Origin of the sequence: Rothia nasimurium (assembly GCF_014217215.1) — a bacterium.
Taxonomy (GTDB): Bacteria; Actinomycetota; Actinomycetes; order Actinomycetales; family Micrococcaceae; genus Rothia; species Rothia avistercoris.
Map to the genome: position 1 here is coordinate 313,416 of NZ_CP056080.1, position 24,157 is coordinate 337,572.

Below are 24,157 nucleotides of genomic sequence, written 5' to 3' on the forward strand. Positions count from 1 at the left end.
TAAAGCCCCGGTGTGTGGGGCAACTTTAGGACAAGAAGACTCTTGTGTGTATGTGTGTGTAATGATGTAAATCAGCTCCCGCGCCGGTTGGCGGTCGGGGGCTGATTTATTGTTTAAGCGGTTTTGCGTCTCATGGGGCTTTGGCTCCCGGGTGGGCAGGGCAGTAGCCTTGAGGAATGACAGATGTGACCGTCCGCCCCGCCACCGTGCACGATGTGCCCGCTATCCAAGCCCTGGTGCGCCCGCTGGCACTTGAGGGGATTCTGCTTGATAAAGAGGCCGTGGCCTACTATGAGGCTATCCAGGAGTTCCTTATTGTTGAGGACGCCGCCGGGCAGGTCCTCGGCTGCGGGGCCCTGCACGTGATGTGGCAGAACATCGCTGAAATTAGGACGCTGGCGGCAGCTCCTGCTGCGCGCGGTCGGGGAGTGGGGCACGCCCTGGTAGTCGCTCTGGTGGAGCGGGCCCGGCGGCTGGGTGTTGCCAGTGTTTTTTGTCTGACCTTTGAGGTGGATTTCTTCAAGCGCCAGGGGTTTAGGGTGATGGAGAATCAGGATCAGATTGATTCTGAGACTTTTATGGAGCTGCTGCGGTCGCACGATGAGGGCGTGGCTGAGTTTCTTGACCTTGCCCGGGTGAAGCCCAATACTCTAGGAAATACCCGGATGATCCTGGAAATCTAGGGGGCGGGGCTGGAGGTTTTCCTTCTACAGGTCTAGAATACGCCCGGCTTTTAAGGTAATCTATATCACAACTTCTGAAAGGTGTGAACCATGAATCGTCAGGATTTACAGGGAACATACCGTCAGAAAAAGCGACCCGGCATCGTTGCCGGCGCCGCACTCGGCTTGAGCCTCTTGCTTGCCGTTGTTGCCTCGTTTTTCCTGGCGGGAACTTCAACTTTAGGGCGCTCACCGAGCAGTGAGCCTATTGAACATATTACGGTGACCCGCAAGGCAGCAGTACCCGGCTATTCCGATGCCCAGTGCTGGCAGGCCTTCACCCGCGTTGCCGAAACGAATATTCTGGGCAAGGAGCTTCTGTCCCATAAATTCTCCGTTATCTGGTGCGCGAAGGACGGCGGTATCGTCTACCAGCAGGACGCCACCACGGTTGACTACGAGGGCCCTAACATGCGCTCAGATCCGCCTGCTAACCCCGATTATTCACTGGCCTATGAGCTGGATTCCCTTGAGTCATACCGCACGGTTATTAGCCGCATGGTGAATAACAGTAGCGGCCTGCCGAGCTACGGTTTCGAACGGTGTGTGGCCTTTACCCTCGACGCTGAGGGTACAGCGGAAGGAGAGCTCTCGTGCGTCCCCAACTAGACCTTGAGCAGGTACCAGGTACGGTTCTGGCTGAGAACGGTCGCCCGGTCTTTTTGCAGACAGTACCCGGCCTCTTTGCGACCTGGGTTTATCCTCTGACCCTGCTCCTGCTTTTGCTCGTAAATCAGCCCCTAGCCCTGTGGCTGGTGCTAGCCGCTGGCGTTTATGTCCACGGGGTGCGCTACCCCAGGGTCTATGAGGTCTTTTACCCGGTCTACTTCTATCTTTCGGTGGTGCTTGTGGCCCTCCTGCCCGTGGTGCACCTGGTGTTCACTTTAGCGACCGGGGTGAGCGTGACGGACGCGCGCCCCTAGCCTCGGAGAGAAAGCGAGGAGAACGGTGAAAACGAGGCATCACACCATCCTGCTAGGGCGGGTCTGTACCGCCGTGCTGGTTATTCTGCCCCTCTTGCTGGGCTGGCTTGTCTCTAGCCAGCAAATGAAGAACTGGGACCAAATGCAGAATAATGACGGTGCGCTACTTGTATCGGTGAGCCCCTGGAGTGTCAGTAATCTGGTGACGGGGTCAACCCGCGATAAGATCACCGAAAAAGAGGCGGCCCTCTATTCAGACCATCAGTGCTGGCAGGCGAGCACACCGGTAACAGAAGAAAACCTGCTGGGGTCTGACCTGACCACCACGGTTTTCTCCCTGGGTTGGTGCACCGACGGCTCTGCTATCACCTACCTGAGTAACCTCACCTACACCTCATCCAGCTTCTCCCTGCTTGGCGATAACTCGGTCTACGACAGGGAGCCTGAGATATGGGAAGAAAAGGGGCCTGCCGCCCGGGTATCGGTGGTGAGGGAGTTCAACCGCGCCAGCCTCAACAGCTATGGCTACACCCGTTGCGTGAACTTCTCCATTGACAGCGAGGGCACCGCAGAAGCGAGGCTGACATGTTAAAGAGAACAGACACCCACTACGACACTACCGGCCGTCAGGTCTACCTCAACTACCGGCCGGGCTTCTTCGCCCAGCCCTGGTACCCGGTACTGGTCTTTGTGCTCCTCGCTCCCTCCGCTCAACTCTTGTCCCTTATTCTGCTCATCGCAGGCACATACGCTAACGGGGTGCGCTACCCCCGCCAGCACGGGGTCTTCAAGCGAGGCTACTTCCTCTTCTCCTTCATTGCTGGAGTGGTTATTCCTTTCGCAGCGATTTTCTGGGGCAGTGCAACAACCGTGAGCTTCGGTTAAAGGCTGACCTTATTGCCCTCAACCTGCCGGGCGAGGCCGTCCGCCAGGAGCCCCGAGAAGCAACGCTCAACCTGCTCCGGCGAGGGAGAGAGCGCCCGCAGCTTCGCAACAGCAGGAACAAGACCCTCGGGAACAACCATATCTACCCGCCCTACACCGGTCAGCAGCTGGGCCGGCACTGGCTCCTGGGCGGCGCGCAGCACGCCCATCATGGCACCCCGCAACTGGCGGTCGGTACCGGCCCAAGCCTGGCCCTTAGGCACATAGTCGGCCTCGGGGCGTCCTGCCGCAACCCAGGCACAGGAATCCAGCACAGGGCAGCGCTCGCAGCTCGGGGCTTTAGCGGTGCAGATGAGCGCTCCCAGCTCCATGACCGAGACATTCCACAGGCAGGACGCCGCCAGGTCAGCGGGCATCAGCTCGTCGGCTAAGCGGGTTTCGGCAGCCGTTAGTGCCTTAGCCGGCAGCGCCTTGCCCGAGATAAGGCGGGCGTGAACCCGGCGGATATTGGTATCAATCACCGTGGCCCTTGCCCCAAACGCAAACACAGATATAGCTGCCGCGGTATATGATCCCACGCCGGGTAAGGCCAAAAGCTCCTCGTAGCTACCCGGTACCTGGCCACCGTGCTGCTGAACAATAGCCTGTGCTGCAGCATGCAGTCGAAGCGCCCGACGGGGGTAGCCCAGACGTCCCCACGCTCGCACAGCCTCACCCGAATCTTCAGCCGCCAAATCAGCGGGGGAGGGCCAGCGCTCTAACCAAGTCTCCCAAACCGGCAAGACCCGCTTAACCGGAGTCTGCTGCAGCATAAACTCGCTGACCATCACCTCCCAGGGAGTATTACTCCCGGTGCGCCAGGGCAGGTCACGGCGGTTCTCTAAATACCACCCGTTAATCTCGGTGTGCAGGTTCTCAAGTTCCTGGGGAGTCAACTGGCTCAACGGCAAAGTAAAAGACACCCCAACACTCTAAAACACCGGCCCTTACGAGAGCTAATACGGCGCAAAAGTTCCGCAGGCGGCATAGAAAAAGGTACTCTAGATGTATGTCTGAAAACGTTGATTCACAGGTGGAAGAGGTCTCACCCGAGGTCTACCGCCGCCGCCGCATTGTTGCCCTGCTTATTCTGGTCCTAGTTCTGCTCCTCATTATCGGCCTCATCAGCTGGTTAGCAGGTCGCGGTAACAGCTCCGACAACGCAACCGCCACCGCAAGTACCTCCACCAGCGCTGAAGCCTTCAGCGACTTTAGTCAGCGCGCTACCGAATCAGCGACCCCCTCAGAAAGCGCTGAGCCCAGCGACTCCGCAAGTGCCAGCGAATCAGCGTCAGCCGACGCAAGTGAATCAGCCACCGCCAGCGAAGAGGCTACCGAACCAGCTGAGCCCACCGCGTCCGCTGAGCCTAGCGAATCAGCTGAACCCACTGCGTCCGCCTCACCCACCGAAGTTATTGCGGCTGCCTGCACCGCAGCCGACCTGCAGGTAAGCCTGACCGCTGACCGCAACAGCTACGCAGCGGGCCAGAACCCTGCCCTGGCCGTTACCTACACCAACACCTCGGGTAACCCCTGCATCGTGACCGGCGGTGCCAACAACGTAGACGTTAACATCACCTCCGGCCCCGCCCAGGTCTACAACTACGCCCAGTGCTACGCCAACCCCGTAGAAGACGCTGAAGTTGCCGCAGGTGCCACCAACACCACCGCCCTGACCTGGAACCGCTCCCTCAACGTCCTGGGCTGCAACACCTCAGCAACCATCCAGCCCGGCTACTACTGGGCAACCGCAACCGTCAACGGCGTGACCTCACAGCCCGTCCGTATCATCATCACCGGTTAAGAACCTTAGCCTCACAGACCGCTACCGCCCCGGCCCACCCTGCGCGTGCCGGGGCGGTGCCGTTTCTAGCCCCTCTGTGCACTAAAATTGGTGGAGTGCTAACGGTTTATAGTGAATCTCTGCTGAAAACAATCGCCCAAATCGCCCCCGGTACCGAACTCCGCGAGGGTCTGGAAAGAATCTTGCGCGGCCGCACCGGTGCGCTGATCGTGCTGGGCAGCGATAAGACCGTAGCGCAGATGTCGTCGGGCGGGTTTGCTATCAACACCGAATTCTCTGCCACCCGCGTGCGGGAGCTCGCCAAGATGGACGGCGCGATTGTGTGCGACAAGGACGCTTCCACCCTGCTGGCAGCAGGAGTGCAGCTGCTACCCGACCCGTCCATCGATACCAATGAGTCGGGTACCCGCCACCGCACCGCAGAACGCGTGGCAAAACAAACCGGCTTCCCCGTCATCGCGGTGAGCGCGTCTATGTCCCTGATTTCGGTCTATACCGAGGGAATCCGTTACACGGTTGAAGACACCCAGTCGCTCATGAGTCGCGCCAACCAGGCTATCCGCACCCTCGATAGCTACACCGAACGCCTAGAGCAGGTGCTCCACCAGCTGTCCTCCCTCGAAATCGAAGCCAACGTAACCCTGCGCGATGTAGCCAGCACCCTACAGCGTATGGAGATGGTTCGCAGAATTACCGTCGAGGCGGGCCACTACGTGGTGGAGCTGGGCAACGTGGGCCGCCTGGTCGCCCTGCAGCTTGAAGAACTGACGACCCATAACCTGCCAGCTACCTGGGTAGTGCTGCGCGACTACCTGCCGTCTGAGACTACCCCTGAAGAACTTCAGGCCGCTGTAGATGCCCTGGCCCAGCTCGACGATAAGGAAATCGTTGACCCCCTGACCATCGCCCGCACCGCAGGGTTGGGTGAGGAACTGGACGCCCCGCTCCACCCCCACGGGCACCGCCTATTAGCCGGTATCAAGTCCATGCCGGGGGCGGTCGCTGACCGCCTGGTCGACCGCTTTGACGGCCTACAGTCGCTGATGGCTGCCAGCCTCGATGACCTGCGGGCCGTCGAAGGCATCGGTGAACAGCGCGCCCGCGTGATTCGAGAATCCCTCTCCCGAATGGCCGAAAGCTCGCTCTTAGAGAGATTTATGTAGGCTTTAGCTGGCAGCGCTTAAAGTGTCAGCCACCGGCCTTATGCTGTTGATATGGCTACCCGTAAAACAACCCGCTCACGCTCCGCTAACGCCTACCGCTGCACTGAATGCGGTTGGACCACCGCTAAATGGGTGGGGCGTTGCGGCGAATGTCAGTCCTGGGGCACCGTAGAAGAAGCTGTCGGGTCGGTTGCTGCTAAAACCACCGTGGCATCGAGTGTGCAGACTCCCGCCCAGCCCATTGGGCGGGTTGATTCCACCGTGGCTCAGTATATGAGCACCTGCAACCCGGAGTTCGACCGTGTCTTAGGCGGCGGCCTGGTGCCCGGGGCAGTGATTCTCATGGCCGGTGAACCCGGCGTCGGTAAGTCCACCCTGTTGCTCGATGTAGCCGCTACCTTTGCCCGCGGTGAGTCAACGGGAAAGCCTCACAACGTCCTGTATGTGACCGGCGAAGAATCAGCCGCCCAGGTCAAGCTCCGCGCCGACCGCATTGGTGCCCTGGCCGATACCCTCTACCTGACCAGCGAAACCGATCTCGGCACCGCCCTGGCCCATATCGAACAGGTCAACCCCGACCTGATGATCGTGGACTCGGTGCAGACCCTGGCCTCATCCGAGGTCGAGGGGAGCGCCGGTGGCGTCACCCAGGTGCGAGAGGTTGCCGCCTCGCTGATTGCTGCCGCTAAACGCCGCAATATGTGTACCCTGCTGGTGGGCCATGTGACAAAGGAGGGCACTATCGCTGGCCCCCGCCTGCTGGAGCACCTGGTCGATGTTGTCTGCCAGTTTGAGGGCGATAAGCACACCCCTATTCGTATGCTGCGGGCTATCAAGAACCGCTTTGGCCCCACTGACGAGGTGGGCTGTTTCGATATGCACGAGGACGGTATCGCCCCCGTCACCGACCCCTCGGGTCTCTTCGTCTCCCGCACCCCGCACCCGGTCTCGGGCACCTGCGTCACCGTCACCATGGAGGGCCGCCGCCCCCTGCTCGCTGAGGTTCAGGCCTTGCTCGACACCAGCGCCACCCCGCAGCCCCGAAGAACCACCAGCGGTCTCGACAGTTCCCGTATCTCTATGCTGCTGGCTGTGCTACAGAAGCGGGCCGGGTTCAACGTGGGCAAGCTAGACTGCTATATCTCAACCGTGGGCGGGGCTAAGATTTCTGAGCCGTCCGCCGACCTGGCCTGCGTCATCGCCCTGGCCTCCGCCGCGCAAGATAAGCCCCTGCCGCGCAAGCTGGCGGTCTTTGGCGAAGTCGGTCTAGCGGGCGAGGTCCGGGCTGTTCCCGGCATCCGCCAGCGTATCGCCGAGGTCGGGCGACTGGGCTTTACCCACGTGATTGTGCCTGCCTCACCGGCCGGTGTGGGGGATGTACCTGCCGGTGTGTCGGTACGCGAGGTCGCCTCACTGGGGGAGGCCCTGGCTCTGCTCTTCCCCGGCCAGGGCTAGTCGCCCTTCTCCTTCTTGAGGTTCTGCTCGATTACGGTCAGCTGGGCTGTATTCAGGGCCTGCTGCTTCTCAACTCTAGCGGCGCTGTCGAGCAGCTGGGCGGACGCATCCGCCCCGTTTCCTGCCGGCGGTACAGCAGGCATACTGCGGGGGTCACGTACCGAAGCTTCGCGGATCTCCCGAATGGGGGCGCGGTCTTTTGCGCGAAGAACCGTGGTGAGCTGACGGGTATCGTCCCGCTGCTTCTGCTCCACCCGCTGCCGTTGGGAACCCTGCTGACCACCGGTGTCCGCGTCTGCCTGCACCGGTAACAACGTAGTGGTGGGGGCGTGCTCCGTCATGGAATCACCCAGGGGCACCAGCATATCGACCGCCTGCTGGTGGGTAAGGCCCGAAGCCTCCAAAAGGTCGACCACCAGGGGGCGGAGCATCAGCACCAGGGCCTCAGCCTCCATGGTGCGCACACCCATCATGTGCGGCTCCAGGCGACCAGCAAGATGTGAGAGATCACGGCGTGCCTTCATCTTCCGCTCGGTACGGGTGTCCGCCTCTGGGGCAGACATACCCTCACCCAGCACCTCCACCGCATCACCAATGCTCTTGAGGGCCTCAGCGATAGAAGTGATAGCCTCCTGCGAAATCTGCACGTTATTGATGGTTGAAGCGAGTCGGCGGTTGAGCACCCGGGTGTTGCGGATAGCGTAGTCAATCTTGCTCAGGGCCTGGGAATAGCGGTCGAGCTCCTTCATATGAGACCGGCCCGTCCAGGCCAGCTGGGCCATGCCCTTTGAGGTAATAATGTCCTTCTCACAGGTGTTATAGAGAGGCTGTAGACGACGGGCGGACGCCAGGGCATGCCAGGCCTCCTTACCGTCGTAGTGCTCCATCGCCTCACCGGCATCGCGGAAGACCGCAGCAAAAGAACCCATCATGGTTTTAGCGTTCTCACGCGGGGTGCGACGCGGGTCTTTAGGGAAGAGGAACATGAGCAAGAAAGCGCACAGACCACCGACAATACCGTCTAGGCTTCGGGCAAAAGGCCCGTCGATATTCGGCGGGAGCAAGACCACCAGGCAGGACTGCAGACCCATCTGAATAGTAAAAATAATCCCATTATCCAAGAACCGGGCCAGCATAATCGACAGGAACATGACCAACCCTGCCTGCCAGATGCCCCGACCCAGGGCGAGCATCATCATGTCACCCATCAAGATACCCAGGGTCACGCCAAACGACACCTCTAGGATGCGGCGGGCGTGGGTAGCGCCGGTGATATAACCCAGAGAAACAATGGCAGCGGTTGCCGCAAAAATCGGTTCGGTATGCCCCAGCACCTTCTCCGCAAAAAGATAGGCCCCGATACCCGAGACCACAATCTGAAGAGACTGGAAAAAGCCGTCCTTCATACGCTGCCAGCCCAGGCGACTATGATCCCGAGCTCGCTTCTTTAAACTTTCAACCTGCTGACCAAAACCCATACCCACCATTCTAAACCTGCGGCCTCAACCCGACCGCCGGCGTCCTTAACCCTAACTGTGCGCCCCCTGTTCACCCACCGTTCACCCACTGCTAGCCCACCTGCTACCTAACGCTCCTAAAGTCAGATGCGTTAGACACCGTTCCCTTCCTACTCACCGTCTCACACAGTTCTCACACGAGACAGGGTAGGACACACAAACTCAAAGGAAATCACCTGTGAAGGCTAAGTCACTTGCTCGTTGGGGCTCACTTGCAGCTGTAGGCGCACTCGCATTCACCGCTTGCGGTTCAGACAATGCAACCGGCACCGCCACCTCCTCAGACGCAGGTTCCAGCGCAGCTTCCCTGCCCTCCACCCCCCTGACCGGCGTTGGTGCCTCATCCCAGCAGGCAGCAATCACCGCTTGGGAAACCGGTTTCGCTGACCTGGGCGGCACCGTACAGTACTCACCGGACGGCTCCGGTGCAGGCCGCGAGGCCCTGCTCGCTGGTGGCGCTAAGTTCGCCGGCTCAGACCGCGCTCTCAAGGGTGATGAATGGGAGCAGTCCAAGGAGGTATGCGGCGACGGCGGTGCTATCAACATCCCCGTCTACATCTCCCCCGTAGCTGTAGCCTTCAACCTGCCCGGTGTTGACTCACTGAACCTGGACGGCGAAACCATCGCCAAGATCTTCAAGGGCGAAATCACCACCTGGAACGATGCCGCTATCGCCTCACAGAACGAAGGCGTTACCCTGCCCGACACCAAGATCACCGTCGTCCACCGCTCCGATGACTCTGGCACCACCGAAAACTTCACCGAGTACCTGGCAGCAGCCTCTAACGGCGCCTGGGACGTAGAAGCAGACGGCAACTGGCCCTCCCAGTACGCCGGTGAATCAAACAAGGGTACCTCCGGTGTTGTCTCCACCACCTCATCCACCGAGGGTGCTATCACCTACGCGGACGCCTCAGCCATCGGCGACCTGGGCAAGATCAACGTCAAGGTTGGCGACTCCTACGTTGAACTGTCAGCAGAAGCCGCTGCCAAGACCGTAGAACTTTCTGAGCGCGTAGGTGGCCAGAACGAAAACGACATGGCGATCAACATCAACCGCACCCCCGAGGACTCCACCGCCTACCCCGTTGTGCTGGTCTCCTACCACATCGTCTGCTCCGGCTACTCCTCAGAAGACGACGTCACCCTGGTCAAGGCCTACGAGAACTACGTAGTCTCCGAGCAGGGTCAGCAGGACGCCGCCGATGCAGCCCAGTCAGCCCCCCTGACCGGCGCCCTCATCGCTGATGCTCAGAAGGCTATCGAATCCATCACCGTTACCCAGTAACACCGCATTCATCAAGGTGCGGCCAGGTTTCCGACCCGGCCGCACCTTGACCCGCGTCAAAACGACAAAGGTTTCACATTCCCATGTCAACCACAGCAGCACCGCAGCCGGGCACCAGCAGCGCCCGTGCGAAAACCAAGGACCTTCCCGATGTAGGAAACCCGGCGGCAGATAAAATCTTCTCGGGTATCTCCCTCGGCGCCGGCGTCCTTATTCTTATCGTTCTGGCAGCTGTCGCTATCTTCCTGGTCGCCCAGGCCCTGCCGGTTTTCACCGCAGACCCAGCAGACCTCACCAGCGGCAGCTTCATTCGGTACATCATCCCGCTGACCATCGGCACCCTCATCGCCTCGACCATCGCCCTGCTCCTGGCAACCCCCATCGGCATCGGCGTGGCTCTGTTCATCTCCCACTACGCCCCCCGCAAGCTGGCTAAAGGTATCGGCTATGTGATCGACCTGCTGGCCGCCATCCCCTCCGTTATCTTCGGTGCCTGGGGTGCTTCGGTACTGGCCCCCAAGATCGTGCCCTTCTACGACTGGCTGGCCACCTACCTGGGCTTCATCCCTATCTTCGAAGGCCCCGCCTCACAGACCGGTAAGACTATTCTGACCGCGGGCATCGTCCTGGGCATCATGATCTTGCCGATCATCACCTCCATGTGCCGCGAAATCTTCATCCAGACCCCCACCCTGCAGGAAGAAGCAGCCCTGGGCCTGGGCGCCACCCGCTGGGAGATGATTCGCATGACCGTCTTCCCCTTCGCCCGCACCGGCATCATTTCCTCCGTCATGCTGGCACTGGGCCGTGCCCTCGGTGAAACCATGGCAGTGACCCTGGTACTGGCGTCCGGCCCGCTGACCGCCTCCATCATCAAATCCGGCAACCAGACCTTCGCCTCAGAGATCGCCCTCAACTTCCCCGAGGCCTACGGTCTGCGCATGTCAGAGCTTATTGCAGCAGGTCTGGTGCTCTTCGTCATCACCCTCATCGTCAACATCCTGGCCCGCATGATTGTGGCCCGCTACAAGGACTTCTCAGGAGCTAACTAATGTCTGTAGCTACCACCTCATCCCGCTTCGCCAGCCGCCAGGCCCCCAAGTGGCTGCCCCTGGCCGTCGGCGCAGGCTCCCTGATTCTGGGCGCCGCCGCCAGTGCCCTCATCGGCTTCTCCATCGCAACCTTCACCCTCTTTGCAGGCATCATCTTCGTGATTGCCGGCCCCCTGGCCGTCACCTCCTTCGAAGGCAAGCGCAAGGGCCAGGACGCCTTCGCCCGCTACCTGGTCTACGGCACCTTCCTGGTGGCCCTCATCCCCCTGGTCTCAGTACTTTTCACCGTACTCGCCAAGGGTATCCCCGGCCTGTCAGGTAACTTCCTGAGCACCTCCATGAAGGGCGTCACCGGCGTACACGATAACGCCGCCGCTGCAGGCGAAGGCCCCGTGTTTGGCGGTATCTACCACGCCATCATCGGTACCCTCGAAATTACCCTGCTGGCCACTATCATCTCGGTACCCATCGGCCTGCTCACCGCCATCTACCTGGTGGAATACGGCCAGGGCAAGTGGCTCTCCAAAGCCATCACCTTCTTCGTGGACGTCATGACCGGTATCCCCTCCATCGTGGCGGGCCTCTTCGCAGCCTCCTTCTTCGCCCTGGTATCAGGTAACCCCATGAACCGTATGGGCCTGGTGGCTGCGGTCGCCCTGTCCGTCCTCATGATCCCCACCGTGGTGCGTAACGCCGAAGAAATGCTGCGTATCGTACCCAACGAACTGCGCGAGGCGTCCTACGCCCTGGGCGTCCGTAAGTGGCGTACCATCATGAAGGTCGTTATTCCCACCGCTATCTCAGGCATCGCATCGGGTGTGACCCTGGCTATCGCCCGCGTCATCGGCGAAACTGCCCCCATCCTGGTGACCGCAGGCTTCGTCACCTCCATCAACTGGAGCGCCTTCAGCGGCTGGATGGCAACCCTGCCCACCTACATCTACTACCAGATCATGACGCCCACCAGCCCCACCGCCGCCTCGGTCTCAGAGACCCGCGCCTGGGCTGCCGCACTGATCCTGATTATCATCGTGATGGTACTCAACCTCATTGCCCGAGCCATCGCCAAGATCTTCGCCCCCAAGACCGGTCGATAAACCCAGCAGCGCACCCGCCTAGCGCGCCCACCGGCCCCCACAAGACTTTCAGAAAAAGGAAAACTCCATGTCAAAGCGCATCGACGTTGAAAACCTGAACGTGTACTACGGCGATTTCCTCGCGGTAGAAGACATCTCCATGGAAATCGAACCCCGCACCGTCACTGCCTTCATCGGCCCCTCAGGCTGCGGTAAGTCAACCTTCCTACGCACCCTCAACCGCATGCACGAGGTTATCCCCGGTGCCCGCGTTGAAGGTAAGGTACTGCTCGACGGCGAAAACCTCTACGGCAAGGGTGTTGACCCCGTGGTCGTCCGCTCCCAAATCGGTATGGTCTTCCAGCGCCCCAACCCCTTCCCCACCATGTCCATCCGCGAGAACGTGCTGGCAGGCGTCAAGCTCAACAACCGCAAGATCTCCAAGACCGACGCAGACGAGCTGGTCGAATCCTCCCTGCGCGGAGCCAACCTCTGGAACGAGGTCAAGGATCGTCTCGATAAGCCCGGCTCAGGCCTCTCCGGCGGCCAGCAGCAGCGCCTGTGCATCGCCCGCTCCATCGCGGTCAAGCCCGATGTGATCCTCATGGACGAGCCCTGCTCCGCCCTCGACCCCATCTCAACCCTGGCTGTTGAAGACCTTATCAACGAGCTCAAGGAAAACTTCACCGTCGTCATCGTGACCCACAATATGCAGCAGGCAGCCCGCGTCTCAGACAAGACCGCCTTCTTCAACATTGCGGGCACCGGCAAGCCCGGCAAGCTCATCGAGTACGCCCCCACCCAGGAAATCTTCAACAACCCCAGCCAGAAGGCTACCGAAGACTACGTCTCAGGCCGCTTCGGCTAAGCCTAGCGCCCCGCTAGCGCCCGCTGGAAGCGGGCATACAAAACTTCCCTCACCCCGTAGCTGTGCGGGGGAGGGAACACCATGGGAATGTGTGTGCCGCCCGGCCTCGTAACTCCTTTCGCTGCTGGAAAGGACGGGGTCGGGCGGCTTTTTAGTGTGGCACCCCGGCTTATACCGGGGTGCTGCGTATCTGCCGGTGCTTGGCTACTCGCCGCGCATCTTGCGTCGTACCCAGCCGCGCAGGGTGGCGTTTTCTTCGGCTTCGATGAGGGAGTCAGCCAGCTCGGCGTTACGACGCTCTAGCTCGTCGGCACGAGCCTGAGCTCGGTCGCGCTGGAGCAGACGCTGGTAGTCCCAGGAGAGGGCCCGGTCGGTTTCTGCGCTGGCACGGGCAGCAGCCAGTGAAATGTCTGCGATATCGTCGCGCACTAGCAGGTTGGTTATGTTCCACTCGCCGGTAAAGATGGTGGGGGTGTTGCCTAGCTCGCGGACGGCCGGGGCAGCCTGCCCTGCCCCGTGCAGGAGGACGTGGGAGGCGGCGTCCCACCAGCTGGCGGAGAAACCGCGCAGCTGCTCGGCTCGCGCCAGCAGGGTTTCAGAGAGTTCATTGCGGAGCTGAATGACTTCGTGCAGGGCTTCAGCCGGGGCAGCAGAATTGAGCAGAGCCAGGGGAATAGCGTAGTTTTCAGCCCCGTACTGCTCCATCATGCCGCGTACCCGCATGTCGGTGAAGGCATCGGGCAGTAGCGCCACGAAGGGAACACCTGCTGAGAGGGAGAAGACACCGGGGTGGTAGCGGGTAGAGACCGCGATGAAGGCGCCGCGATGAACCTGCATGGCGTCGTCTGTGTGCACCATGGGTAGCTGCACGGGATCGGAGAACATGTGTGAAGTGATTTCGGCGTGCACTGCCACATCGCCCTGGTCGGTCAGTGGCTCGCCCATGTGGGGCAGGAAGACGGTGCGCAGGCCGTATTCGCGGTGCATATCGTCAAGCAGCTGCCCGATGACCCGGGCCTGCCCCGGGGTAAGACCCGAGAAAGTAGCGCAAATATAGTGTTCGGGTAGGTCTACAACCGGGCGGCCGGGCAGTGAACGCTTCTGGTGCTGGTAGAAGGTAGCGTCGTCCACAATCAGGTGGGAGTCGATATCCGCGTTATGAGCCCACGCATGCGAGAAGCGCTCACGCATACCTACAAGCTGGGCTGACGAGAGCATATCACGCAGGGTCTCGGCGTCGGCGTCGGTGAGCACCGGCCCTACCGACTGGCCAGAGATAACCAGGGGAATCTCGTGGGCCTGGGCTACCAGGGCGTAGGCGGCACGTTCATAGAGCAACCAGCCATAGGTCGAGTTCATGTTACCGCCACCGGCAATGACAATGCCGTCCATATCGGCTACCTGGCGCACAAACTCTTCTATCTCGGGGCGGGCTGGCTCGCCCCTAAGATGGGCTTTAACGTCGTTAAGATAGATTTCACGCTCCGCAGGTGGCCAAGGGAATTCTAGGGTTTTGATGTAGCCGGTAGCAGATCCGATATAGGCCTGGGAATGTTCGATATTACGGGTTGCGATGAAGACTTCATAGCCACGTCGAGTGAGCTCGGCAGCGGTTGCGATGCCCATGGCTTCGTCGCCAACGTGGTACACAGACTGCCCTAGGTCTGCGAGCACTAGGATGCGAGGCATGATTAGCGATTTCCTTTCACAAAGCGTTTAAGGCGAGATTTGAAAGACAACGCCCGCTCGATGCGTTCGAGTCGCTCTGAGGTGGTGCGAGTGGTTTCTTCTATACGGTCTAGTTTGGCACTAATTATTCTCAGCTCATCAAGAACACGGTTGGTGAGGTCAATGGTGTGCCCCACGCTGCCGTCAATTTGGTTAGCTAGATGGGCTTGATAGAGGTAGGAACCAATATGCCCGTTACCCGCTAAGTGATCACGGATAGCCTGTGCACGAACACGCCCATCATAGATTCCGTGGAGAATTTTTCCTGCATGAACACTGTTGGCGAGTGCTCCTTCGGTTTGATCGGGACGCTGTGACCAATGGGCAAGTAGCTCGTCGATAAACAGAATAGGGTATTTAGCCGCAACACGTAGGTTGAATTCCCAGTCACCTACCACCGGCAGGCTCTCGTTATAGAGACCAAGTTCGTCGTGTAGTGATCGACGATGCAGAATCGAGATCGGAACTGCGCGGTTGATGCGGGTGAGATCTTGGACCGTGATGTCGTTGAGGATCGCCCAGAAGGGGCGTGAATCGATGAACTCAAAGGATCCGTCAGCAGTAAGCCGCTCGAAGTATTCGTCGGTGCGTACTGTGACCATCTGTTCCCCGGATTCTTCAAGACGCTGAACCGTCGTAGCGAGGAAGGTAGGCTCCCATAAATCGTCGTCATCGTGGATAGCGATATAGGTCGATTTGGTGGCCTGAATACCCTGGTTTGAAGCAGCTTCCATGCCACGAGATTCCTCGTTATGAATCACTATGGAGTTTTTAATGCGGGGTTCTTCCGCAACAATGCGGTCTACGTCCTGTCGGGAGCCCCCGTCATTTACTACCGCAACAACGTAGTCGGTATATGTTTGCTCTGCGATGTTGGCCAGGGCGCGCCGTAGAAAAACGGGGCGATCTTTGGTGCGGATGATAATAGCGACTGTAGACATAGTGCTCTCTAAAAGTGGGCGTGTGCGTGGGCTTAGTCCCCAATATATCGAACGGGTGGGCTTTACGCCGAGAGCGCGCCGATATTAGGGGCACGGAGCGCTACAGCAGGGGCGAGAGCGCCAGGAAGAGGATTGCCGAGAGGATAAAGCAGGCCGGCATGGTGATAAGCCAGGTCAGGATTATGCGGAGCACAATTTTGTAGCGCACAGCGGCAAAGCGCTGGTTGACCCCTGAGCCGAGGACGGCGGAGGCCGCTAGGTGGGAGGATGAGACCGGGGTGTTGAGGAAGAACTGCAGAAGCACCATGGCTAGTGCGGTTGAGCTTTGGGCAACTGCCCCGCGGAAGGGGTCAACTTTGACCATCTGGTGCGCGAAGGTGTAGCCGATGCGGGAGCTGCCCCGGGCGGTGCCGAAGCCCAGCACCATGGCAAGGAAGAGGGCGGAGATGATGTAGGTGGTGGGGTGTACTTCGAGCCCGGCGGAGAGTAGGAGAACAGCGTAGATAACGACTGCGCGCTGGCCGGTTTGGATTCCGTGAATGAGGGAGATCAGTGAGTTGGCGAGGGAGAGGACGCTGCGGGAGAATCGGTTGACGGTGGAGGGGTAGGAGCGTTGGAGCAGGCCGTAGAAGGGAAAAACTGCTGCCCAGGCGAGGATGAAGAGGACGATGGGGGCCAGGATAAGGGGCACAAAAAGGAAGGTTGCGAGGGGCTCAGAGAAGGGGGTGGAAGTGCCCAGGTCGGTGGCGCGGGCGGCCCAGGCGGCACCGGCAAAACCCCCGATGAGGGCGTGGGTGGAAGAGGAAGGAATGCGGAACCACCAGGTAATAATGCCCCAGATAATAGCTGAGATGAGGGCTGTAAGAATGAGCCCCAGGCCGGTGTTATTGTGGGGCACGGTCAGCCAGTGGGTGGTGACGGAGCCCAGCATGATACCCGTTATGGCTATGCCGATAGCGTTGAAGAGGGCGCTGGTGCGCAGGGCTATTTTAGGGGTGAGGGCCCTGGTTTTGACGGGTATGGCGGTGGCGTTGGGGGCGTCGTGAAAGCCGGTGACGAAGGTGAAGGCGACCAGGGCCAGGCAGCTGAGGGCAAAGAGGGTGAGGGTCACTAGGATTCCTGCACGATGATGCGGCCGATTTCTGTGGCGACGGTGCGCATAGCTTCGGACGCTTCGATGAGTTTGTGTACGAAGCGGGTGGTCTGCAGGTAGCGGGTCTGCTTGTAGCGGTCTTGGATGTCTGCATCGTATTCTTCGGCAATGCGCACGGCCTGCTTGGTGATGCGGAGCATGGTGATCCAGTAGTCGTCAAGGTCGCGCAGGGTGCTGAGTTTGGGGATGATTTCGGTGGTGAGCACTGCCTGGCGCTGGATGAGGTCGAGCAGGGTCGCTGCCTTAGGGGAGAAACGTACGATGTGGTAGAGATGCAGAATGTTGGCTGCTGAGGTGAGCTTTTCAACGACGTTGTTGAGTGAAACAGCCAGGGTGTAGATATCTTCGCGGGGGATAGGGGTTGAGAATGAGCTGCGCACAGCGGTCATGGTGGTGTGCAGCATGTCGAGGGTTGCAGCCTCGTGGGTGAGGGTGCGTTCCAGAAGTTCTAGGTAGCGGTCTTCGGGGGAGCCCACCATTTCTGAGAGCAGGGCAGCTGCTCCAGTGACCTGTTCTGAGAGCGCGGCGAGGGCGGTCAGCGAGGTGTTTTCTTGGGGGAACATGCGTTGGAGCATGGGCCAGCTCTCCTGGGTGTGGGCGGGTGGGCAGGTGCTGAGCTTATGGTACCGCGCCAAGGTTAACGGGGTGGTGCTCGCCTGTAATGGGGCGGACGCAAAAGCCGGGCTACCTGCCTCGTGGGAAGGGAGGCGGAGCCCGGCAACTGCGGTATGAAGTTTAGCGATGTCAGGCTGGGAGCGCCTCTCGGCGGAAGGCCGCTCGAAGCGGCTAAAGATTTGGAGCCCGGGGCTACCTATTAGCAGCCTGACATCTTGTAATACATCTTTCTCCTCTGCGGTGCGTCTGTCAAGCCTCCGTGCGAGGTTATTTTGAGGGGGTCTTTGTGGGTGCAGAAGTGGTCGTGTAATGCAAATTGTTGCCCCTTGTTTCCCTGATTTTGTGGGTGGGGCTAAATATTTGGGTAATAAGACGGGCCTCTATTGACTAGGAATGTGATGTGCGACATGGTTTTTATACACTCGCATTTTTACACCGTGAATCACTGATTCAAAGGAATCCTTCAATGAATGAAAAATACACACCCAAGAAGGTGGCTCGCACTTGCGTTGCATCTGTTCTTGGCTTGGGTATGGCCGTCACATTGGGTCTGCCCGCAGCAGGTGCTATAGAAGATGCACGGCTCTTCCAGAGTTCTATAGACGCTGTAGCACAACCTGGTCACCAGGTTGGGGACCAGGTTATTACTCCCTCCATGCAGGCAGCTGAGGGCGAGGTTAGCGTCTTCGTCCAGTTCCGCGGTAAGGGCGCTTACGAGAGCACCCAGCCAGATTCTGTTCTGCAGGGTGAGCAATCAACCGCTGTTGATGCTCAGGCGCAGGTCCAGGCTATTGCTGCAGCAGTTGAGCAGCAGGGCCAGTCAGCGGCCGCTACAGCTGGTGCAGATGTCATTTACACCACCTACAACACTGTGCGCGGTGTAGCCTTGCGCGGTGATGCCGCAAAGATCCGCGAACTTGCCTCCCGAAGCGACGTCGTTAAAATTTCCCCCATCGTTGCTAAGTACCCCTCGAATGCTGGCTCAGCCATCGACACCAAAACCATTGCTTCCTGGCAGCAAACAGGTTTCACCGGTAAGGGTGTCAAAATTGCTGTCATCGACACCGGCGTGGACTACACCCACACCCAGTTTGGTGGCCCCGGTACGAGCGAGGCATACGATAAGGCTGCAGCTTCAAGCGAGATGCCTGCCGCAGATTCCGGTCTCTACGACCCTGAGAAGTTCATCGGCGGTTATGACTTCGCCGGTGACGAGTATGGCAGTAACACACGGGTTCCAACACCTGACGGTAACCCTCTGGACTGTAAGGCCGCTGGCCACGGTACCCACGTTGCAGGTACTGCCGCGGGTTACGCTGTAAACCCCGACGGTAGCACCTATAAGGGCGATTACACCAAGATCACTGAAGACGAGATGCGCGATATGAAGATCGGCGCAGGTACAGCACCCGGTGCACAGATCGTTGGCTTCCGCGTCTTTGGGTGTGAAGGTTCCACCGATTTGACCGGTCTGGCTCTTGACCGCTCCCTGGACCCCAACGGCGATGGTAAGTACGATGACCGTGTAGATGTTGTCAACATGTCACTGGGTGCCGACTTTGGCGCTATTGACGATCCTGAAAACGCTCTGGTAGATGCACTGACCCGCTACGGCATCCTCAGCGTTGCGGCAGCCGGTAACTCCAGTGCTGCTATGGGCGAGGGAGACACCTACTCGATCTCGGGTAACCCCGCCAATGCCGTTTCTGCCCTAGCAGTTGCTAACAGCATCGGCTCAAAAACCTATGTTGATAAGGCAGAAGTAACCGCTCCCAGCAACCTGGCTGGCGAGGTCACCGGTGACTACTCGGTCAACTTCGACTACTCAGCAGCGAGTGAAGAGCAGCTTACCGGTACCGTTGTTGCAGCACCTGCTAACAATAAGTTTGCCTGCGATGCTTTCCCCGAGGGCACTGACTTCAAGGGCAAGTGGGTCTTTATCGACTGGGCCGATGAAACCGGTACCTTCCCCTGCGGCTCTAAGGTCCGTTTCGACAACCTGGAAAAGGCTGGTGCTAAGGGCGTTGTCCTAGCATCACATGTTGAAATTGAGAACGTTGGTATTGCAGGTAACAGCACGATTCCCGGTGTTCGTCTCAGCAAGAGTGACGCCGAAAAGGTCCGGGCTGCCGCTGAAGCTGGTGAACTGAAGATTAAGCTCAAGGGAGACTGGATTGGCTCCAAGGTCATTGATTCGACACAGTTCGACCAGATTAACGATTCAACCGGTCGTGGCGTTCACGGCTCACAGGGCTACACCAAGCCCGATGTTGCCGCACCCGGTACTAACATTGGTTCAGCTGCTGTAGGTAGCGGTAGCGGTAAGGCCGTCTACAGCGGTACTTCTATGGCTAGCCCCCACGTAGCCGGTATTGCGGCTCTGGTCTACGAAGCCCACCAGAACTACTCAGCTCCCCAGGTCAAGGCAGCTATCATGAACTCCGCTGTCCATGACCTGAAAACCGCTGATGGCGCTATTCACTCCGTTGAGCGTGTAGGCTCTGGTCGTGTTGACGCCCTCCAGGCTGTCAACCAGAATGTACTGGTCTACAACGCTGACAACCCCGCGCAGGTTTCCGAGAGCTTTGGGGTGGTTGAAGTTCTTCCCAATGCCGGTGTGCAGACCTATACCCGGGATATAGTCGTGGATAACTACGATTCTGTAGCTCACACTTACGCTCTGTCCTTTGAAGCCTCATCAAAGGCTCCCGGTGTAACCGTATCCACACCCAGTAGCGTCACCGTCCAGCCTGGCCAGAAAGTTAATGTCACCGTTACCGTGACCGTTGACCCTTCCCAGCTGGAAAAGAAAATTGATCCGGCCAGCAGCTTGGAGCAGCTGGGTACCGCGCGTCAGTACCTGAGCATTGAGTCTGGTCGTCTGATACTGACCGAAGGTAAGCAGCAGACTCGCCTGCCCATTCAGATTGCTCCCAAGCCGATTGCTGATATGAAGGCTGCATCTTCAAGCATTGAATTTGCTAACGATGCAACCGAAGCAAAGATTGACCTGGAGGGGACCCCCGTAGATCAAGGCGGTTACACCTCACTGGTCGGTGCCTACCAGCTTGGCGCTAAGAGCGACCGTATTCAGAGCTCACGTCTTGGCGCCCTGACCAGCCAGCGCGTTGACCTGCAGTACGTTGGTGCCTACAGCAACGTTCCTGCTCTCAAGGCCTCCGGCGGGGACGTAGCCAAGAACGGCATCATGACCATCGGCATCTCAACCTGGGCTAACTGGGAAAATCTCACTTCACCCACCCCGGTTGAGGTAGGCATTGACGTCAACAACGACAATCGTGCTGACTACATCTTGATGACGAGACGCTCCCCTGGCCTGGACTACCCGCTGGTCTACACCACCGGTTACGTCAACGGTCAGCTAACCTTGCTTGACCTTCAGCCCTTGAACGGTGCGTTTGGTGATGTTGATACCAACACCTTCGATAGCAACGTCATGGCCCTGCCTGTCAACCTGTCGGTTATCGGTGTTGATGAAGCTAACGCTAAGAGCTTGCGCTACTCTGTCTCTACCTATTCCTGGTACGAACCCTCCAGTGTAGATCGTACCGACTGGATTAGCTACAACCCCTACTCACCTGAACTCACTTTCACCGGTAAGGACTCAGGCGCTCAGGGTCTGTTCGTCGATGCACCCGATGCAGACATCACCGTAGGCCGCGTCGGCCCCGGTAGCGCTACGAACTACGAGGCTCTGCTCCTGCACTTCCACAACGGTAGCGGTGATCTTTCCGGTGTTAAGCCCGGGGAAGACGGCACCAAGGCAGAGGTTCTCAATGTAACCGAGACCAGCCCCTCAACCGATGTGGCTACTCCTCGGTTTACCGATGTGAAGCCCGGTGACCAGTTCTACAAGGAAATCTCTTGGCTGGCTAACCAGAAGATCACCACCGGTTACCCCGATGGCACCTTCCGTCCGCTGAACAATGTTGAGCGTGGTGCTATGGCAGCCTTCTTCTACCGTATGGCTGGATCACCCCAGTACACTGCACCGAGCGTTTCCCCCTTCTCTGATGTGCCCACCACCCATCAGTTCTACAAGGAAATCGCCTGGATGCATGACATGGGTATCACCACCGGCTACTCCGATGGCACCTTCCGCCCCGATGCTAACGTCAACCGCGATGCTATGGCAGCCTTCTTCTACCGCTACGCTGGTGAACCTGCCTACACCGCCCCTGCTGAATCCAAGTTCGGCGATGTGAAGCCCGGTGACCAGTTCTACAAGGAAATCTCCTGGCTGAACTCGGTCGGTGTCACCACCGGTTGGGACGATGGCACCTTCCGCCCCGTCACCCCGATTGCCCGTGATGCTATGGCAGCCTTCATCTACCGCTACGACCAGAACGTAGCAAGCCGCTAAGGCCGGGTAGGGACTAGCCGGTAAAACTTTTACCGGCACCCCACCGGTAGATAGAGAGGGGCCCCGGCCCGGTAGAAATAGCGGACGGGGCCCTTTTCCGCGCCCAGAAAGTGAGCCAGACATAAGGACTCGGGGGGGGGGCAGGTTAATGAACGATTAGTCGAGGGTGCCCGCCCGCCAGAGCGCGGCGGCTTCTTCAAGTTCCCGCGCTGTGCCTATGAGCCTGCGGGCCGCTGCGCGCAGCCGCTGAGAGCGGCTCGCCCCTTCGGCTTTGACCTCTGGGGAGGGCAGGTGGAGCGGCTCGGAGAGGCCGTTCCCGTATTCGGTGAGTGACTGGCCGTGCCGCAGTTCTAGGGCGATGTCGTCCTGCCCCAGGGAGAGTACTCGGCAGAAAGCGGCAAAGCGTTCCAGGGCTATGTCGAAATCACCGGTGTAGGCCCCGGCCAGAATGGCATCAACGGTGGCGCAGATTTCTTGAGCGGTGGGTGTTGAGGGAACACCAGCAAGAGCCTGGGCCAGGTAGTTGGAGTGCATACCACGCTCGTAGTAGTAGCTCATGAGCCGTGCATTTGCTCGGATAACACCGCGTAAAGCGTAGATGCGCCAGAGGGCACCTGCCACCGTCACCGGTGCGGCTCGTGCCCAGAGCTGGGCGACCGCTTCGATACCGAACTCGTCGGTAAAGTGCACCAACCGCTTAGTGACGGAGGGGTCTTCATTAACACGTCCGCGGGCGAGAATGGCCCGGGCGGAGGCCTGGGCGGCGGAGGTGAGGTCTTCTGGGCTGGTGCCGCCTTGGAAGCGCTCGAATTTTTCGGTGGAGAACTTGACGGGGCGGTGGAAGCGGGCGGCTGACATAGCTGTTAGTTTAGCGGTAGTCGCTGGGGCACTGCCGCTACCAGATGGTTAACATTTTGTGGGTATGGTTCTCAGCGTGTATAGTGGAAGGCGCTGAGTTTACTCAGTGGATGCGCCTTTAGCTCAGTTGGTAGAGCATCGGACTTTTAATCCGTGGGTCGTGGGTTCGAGCCCCACAGGGCGCACAAAACAAGCCCCTCACCTGGTAAAACAGGTGAGGGGCTTTTTCTATATGGGCGGACGGGCATGTTTTGGGCTTCGTCAAGGAACGGCCGTCCACCTGTGGCACTCGCCGCCAAATGTGGCGGTGCTGCTGCCACATTTGACGGTGGGTGGAACATGTTGTGCGTATGAACAAGTGTGGGCATCCCCTGAGCGCTAGGCGACACACGCCTTACAACACCTCGTCTCTGCTGCCCTCCGACTTCGCAGATGCTAGCGGCCACACCGACCGCTTCTTGGCCATCCACTACGCCAACCGAGTCTGGGTTCGCAACACCGCCGAAATTATGGGCACCGCCAAGACCGACGAAGAAAGCATCAAGGACGCCATTCGCTACGCCGAAGAAACCGGCATGGTCCCTGTCTACGTCCGCAAGGAGCAGCCCGGCTACCTGCTGAACTCCCTGCTCATTCCCTGGCTCGATGCCGGCGCAAAGCTCTACGTCAACGGCGTAGGTACCCCTGAAGAAATCGATAAGGCATGGGCCATCGCTACCGGTACCAAGGCAGGCCCCTTCGCTGCCTATGACACCGTGGGCTTCTACCTCTACGATGAGGACGGCAACATCACCGGAGCCAACGACTACTGGACCGAAAACTTCGACCAGTAGCGCTACTGCTCAACTGGGCGCAGGCCCGCCGGGTCCTCTGCGCCCCACTCGGCCCAGGAGCCGTCGTAGACAGCCAGTTCGGTATAGCCCGATACATAGGCTGCGAGGGCGTCAATGCAGGCGGTCACGCCGGAGCCGCAGGAGAAAATCAGGGTTTCAGCATCCCCTGCCACCGCGTCCACGGCTGCCTTGACTTCTTCGGGGGCGCGGAAGCGCCCCTGTTCATCGAGCAGGGTAGTGAAGGGCAGGTTGACGGAGCCTGGGATATGGCCTGCCCGCAGACCCGGGCGGGGTTCGGGTGCGGTGCCGGCAAAGCGTTCGGCGCTGCGGGCGTCAATGACGGCGGCGTCCTCCCGCTCGGCAAAGGCCTTGGTCGTGAGCGCGTCAACGAAGAGGCCGCGGTCTTCTGCCACGAATGAACCGGGAGTGAAAGGCCCCTCGTTGAGGGGGAGCTGGTTGAAACCTGCTGCCTCCCAGGCGGGCAGGCCACCGTCAAGCACGGCGACGTTATCGTGCCCCATGGCCACAAACATGAACCAGCCGCGGGCGGCAGAGAACATGCCCTGGCGGTCGTAGATCACGATGGCGGCGTCCTTGCTGATGCCGAGAGCACGGACCTTAGCTTCAAAGTCCTCGGCGCTCAGCATGGTGTGCACGCCCTCGGGGGCGCTGAACTCACCGTCGATATCAAAGCGGCGGGCACCGGGTATGCCGGTGCTAGCGCCGGCGAACTCGCCGACGGAGGCGTCCAGGATGACCAGGTTCGGGGCGGCAATATTGGCTGCCAGCCACTGGGCTCCCACGATGGGGAAGCGCAGATTAATGGTGGAAGTTTCGGGCATCATCAGCCTTT

22 protein-coding genes and 1 tRNA gene are annotated in these 24,157 nt (G+C 59.5%); 15 read left to right on the plus strand and 8 right to left on the minus strand.

Features of this window, described 5'->3' with window-relative positions:
- Positions 1-176 precede the first annotated feature (176 nt).
- The 5 genes from HWU94_RS01490 (at position 177) to HWU94_RS01510 (ending at position 2,530) form a co-directional block, all read left to right on the plus strand.
- Positions 177-683 (plus strand): amino-acid N-acetyltransferase, encoded by a 507-nt coding sequence (locus HWU94_RS01490; protein ID WP_185174005.1) that lies wholly within the window; start codon positions 177-179, stop codon positions 681-683.
- A gap of 90 nt (positions 684-773) precedes the next feature.
- Complete coding sequence (locus tag HWU94_RS01495) at positions 774-1,331, plus strand: hypothetical protein (protein WP_185174006.1); 558 nt, start codon at positions 774-776, stop codon at positions 1,329-1,331.
- Positions 1,316-1,645 (plus strand): hypothetical protein, encoded by a 330-nt coding sequence (locus tag HWU94_RS01500; protein WP_185174007.1) that lies wholly within the window; start codon positions 1,316-1,318, stop codon positions 1,643-1,645. Before HWU94_RS01495 ends, HWU94_RS01500 begins: the two co-directional genes overlap by 16 nt.
- Positions 1,646-1,670: 25 nt before the next feature.
- A complete protein-coding gene (locus tag HWU94_RS01505; protein ID WP_185174008.1) occupies positions 1,671-2,237 on the plus strand; it encodes a hypothetical protein in 567 nt (188 codons plus the stop codon).
- The gene (locus HWU94_RS01510) at positions 2,231-2,530 is read left to right on the plus strand and encodes a hypothetical protein (protein ID WP_185174009.1); all 300 of its coding nucleotides are present in this window, start codon (positions 2,231-2,233) and stop codon (positions 2,528-2,530) included. The genes HWU94_RS01505 and HWU94_RS01510 overlap by 7 nt, the downstream gene beginning before the upstream one ends.
- Here HWU94_RS01510 and HWU94_RS01515 read toward each other — a convergent pair.
- The gene (locus HWU94_RS01515; RefSeq protein ID WP_185174010.1) at positions 2,527-3,492 is read right to left on the minus strand and encodes an A/G-specific adenine glycosylase; all 966 of its coding nucleotides are present in this window, start codon (positions 3,490-3,492) and stop codon (positions 2,527-2,529) included. The two genes, HWU94_RS01510 and HWU94_RS01515, sit on opposite strands and share 4 nt — an antisense overlap.
- Positions 3,493-3,578: 86 nt before the next feature.
- Here HWU94_RS01515 and HWU94_RS01520 point away from each other — a divergent pair, with 86 nt between their 5' ends.
- The 3 genes from HWU94_RS01520 to radA all read left to right on the plus strand — a co-directional run bounded on the left by HWU94_RS01520 (position 3,579) and on the right by radA (position 6,991).
- Positions 3,579-4,373 (plus strand): hypothetical protein, encoded by a 795-nt coding sequence (locus HWU94_RS01520; RefSeq protein WP_185174011.1) that lies wholly within the window; start codon positions 3,579-3,581, stop codon positions 4,371-4,373.
- A gap of 95 nt (positions 4,374-4,468) precedes the next feature.
- A complete protein-coding gene (gene disA, locus HWU94_RS01525; protein WP_185174012.1) occupies positions 4,469-5,536 on the plus strand; it encodes a DNA integrity scanning diadenylate cyclase DisA in 1,068 nt (355 codons plus the stop codon).
- A 51-nt stretch (positions 5,537-5,587) separates the two neighbouring features.
- Positions 5,588-6,991, plus strand: a complete 1,404-nt coding sequence (gene radA / locus HWU94_RS01530; RefSeq protein ID WP_185174013.1) for a DNA repair protein RadA — start codon at positions 5,588-5,590, stop codon at positions 6,989-6,991.
- Here the strand turns inward: radA and HWU94_RS01535 are convergent.
- Entirely contained in the window at positions 6,988-8,469 is a 1,482-nt protein-coding gene (locus HWU94_RS01535) for an FUSC family protein (protein ID WP_244955990.1), read from the minus strand. The genes radA and HWU94_RS01535 overlap by 4 nt on opposite strands.
- A 217-nt stretch (positions 8,470-8,686) precedes the next feature.
- On the opposite strand from HWU94_RS01535, the gene HWU94_RS01540 reads away from it, so the two are divergent.
- The 4 genes from HWU94_RS01540 to pstB all read left to right on the plus strand — a co-directional run bounded on the left by HWU94_RS01540 (position 8,687) and on the right by pstB (position 12,792).
- Positions 8,687-9,796, plus strand: a complete 1,110-nt coding sequence (locus HWU94_RS01540) for a phosphate ABC transporter substrate-binding protein PstS (RefSeq protein ID WP_185174014.1) — start codon at positions 8,687-8,689, stop codon at positions 9,794-9,796.
- A gap of 83 nt (positions 9,797-9,879) precedes the next feature.
- A complete protein-coding gene (gene pstC, locus HWU94_RS01545) occupies positions 9,880-10,848 on the plus strand; it encodes a phosphate ABC transporter permease subunit PstC (RefSeq protein WP_185174015.1) in 969 nt (322 codons plus the stop codon).
- On the plus strand, positions 10,848-11,945 hold the full coding sequence (pstA, locus tag HWU94_RS01550) for a phosphate ABC transporter permease PstA (RefSeq protein WP_185174016.1): 1,098 nt from the start codon (positions 10,848-10,850) through the stop codon (positions 11,943-11,945). The genes pstC and pstA overlap by 1 nt, the downstream gene beginning before the upstream one ends.
- A gap of 67 nt (positions 11,946-12,012) precedes the next feature.
- On the plus strand, positions 12,013-12,792 hold the full coding sequence (gene pstB / locus HWU94_RS01555) for a phosphate ABC transporter ATP-binding protein PstB (protein ID WP_135011575.1): 780 nt from the start codon (positions 12,013-12,015) through the stop codon (positions 12,790-12,792).
- 204 nt (positions 12,793-12,996) lie between these two features.
- Here the strand turns inward: pstB and HWU94_RS01560 are convergent, their stop codons facing one another.
- From HWU94_RS01560 to HWU94_RS01575, 4 genes are all read right to left on the minus strand, one after another.
- Positions 12,997-14,481: a polysaccharide pyruvyl transferase family protein gene (locus tag HWU94_RS01560; RefSeq protein ID WP_185174017.1), complete on the minus strand. Its 1,485-nt coding sequence runs from the start codon at positions 14,479-14,481 to the stop codon at positions 12,997-12,999.
- A gap of 2 nt (positions 14,482-14,483) precedes the next feature.
- Positions 14,484-15,461, minus strand: a complete 978-nt coding sequence (locus HWU94_RS01565) for a glycosyltransferase family 2 protein (protein ID WP_185174018.1) — start codon at positions 15,459-15,461, stop codon at positions 14,484-14,486.
- 100 nt (positions 15,462-15,561) lie between these two features.
- Positions 15,562-16,572, minus strand: a complete 1,011-nt coding sequence (locus tag HWU94_RS01570) for an inorganic phosphate transporter (protein ID WP_185174019.1) — start codon at positions 16,570-16,572, stop codon at positions 15,562-15,564.
- Entirely contained in the window at positions 16,572-17,189 is a 618-nt protein-coding gene (locus tag HWU94_RS01575; protein WP_185174020.1) for a DUF47 domain-containing protein, read from the minus strand. The genes HWU94_RS01570 and HWU94_RS01575 overlap by 1 nt, the downstream gene beginning before the upstream one ends.
- 506 nt (positions 17,190-17,695) lie before the next feature.
- Here HWU94_RS01575 and HWU94_RS01580 point away from each other — a divergent pair.
- Complete coding sequence (locus tag HWU94_RS01580) at positions 17,696-21,613, plus strand: S8 family serine peptidase (protein WP_185174021.1); 3,918 nt, start codon at positions 17,696-17,698, stop codon at positions 21,611-21,613.
- A gap of 156 nt (positions 21,614-21,769) precedes the next feature.
- On the opposite strand, the gene HWU94_RS01585 is transcribed toward HWU94_RS01580, so the two are convergent.
- Positions 21,770-22,471 (minus strand): histone acetyltransferase, encoded by a 702-nt coding sequence (locus HWU94_RS01585; protein WP_185174022.1) that lies wholly within the window; start codon positions 22,469-22,471, stop codon positions 21,770-21,772.
- Between the two features lie 112 nt (positions 22,472-22,583).
- On the opposite strand from HWU94_RS01585, the gene HWU94_RS01590 reads away from it, so the two are divergent.
- Positions 22,584-22,656 (plus strand) — tRNA-Lys (locus HWU94_RS01590).
- 165 nt (positions 22,657-22,821) lie between these two features.
- Entirely contained in the window at positions 22,822-23,304 is a 483-nt protein-coding gene (locus tag HWU94_RS01595) for a 3-hydroxyacyl-CoA dehydrogenase NAD-binding domain-containing protein (RefSeq protein ID WP_185174712.1), read from the plus strand.
- A 2-nt stretch (positions 23,305-23,306) separates the two neighbouring features.
- Here the strand turns inward: HWU94_RS01595 and HWU94_RS01600 are convergent, their stop codons facing one another.
- Positions 23,307-24,149: a sulfurtransferase gene (locus HWU94_RS01600; RefSeq protein ID WP_185174023.1), complete on the minus strand. Its 843-nt coding sequence runs from the start codon at positions 24,147-24,149 to the stop codon at positions 23,307-23,309.
- Positions 24,150-24,157 lie beyond the last annotated feature (8 nt).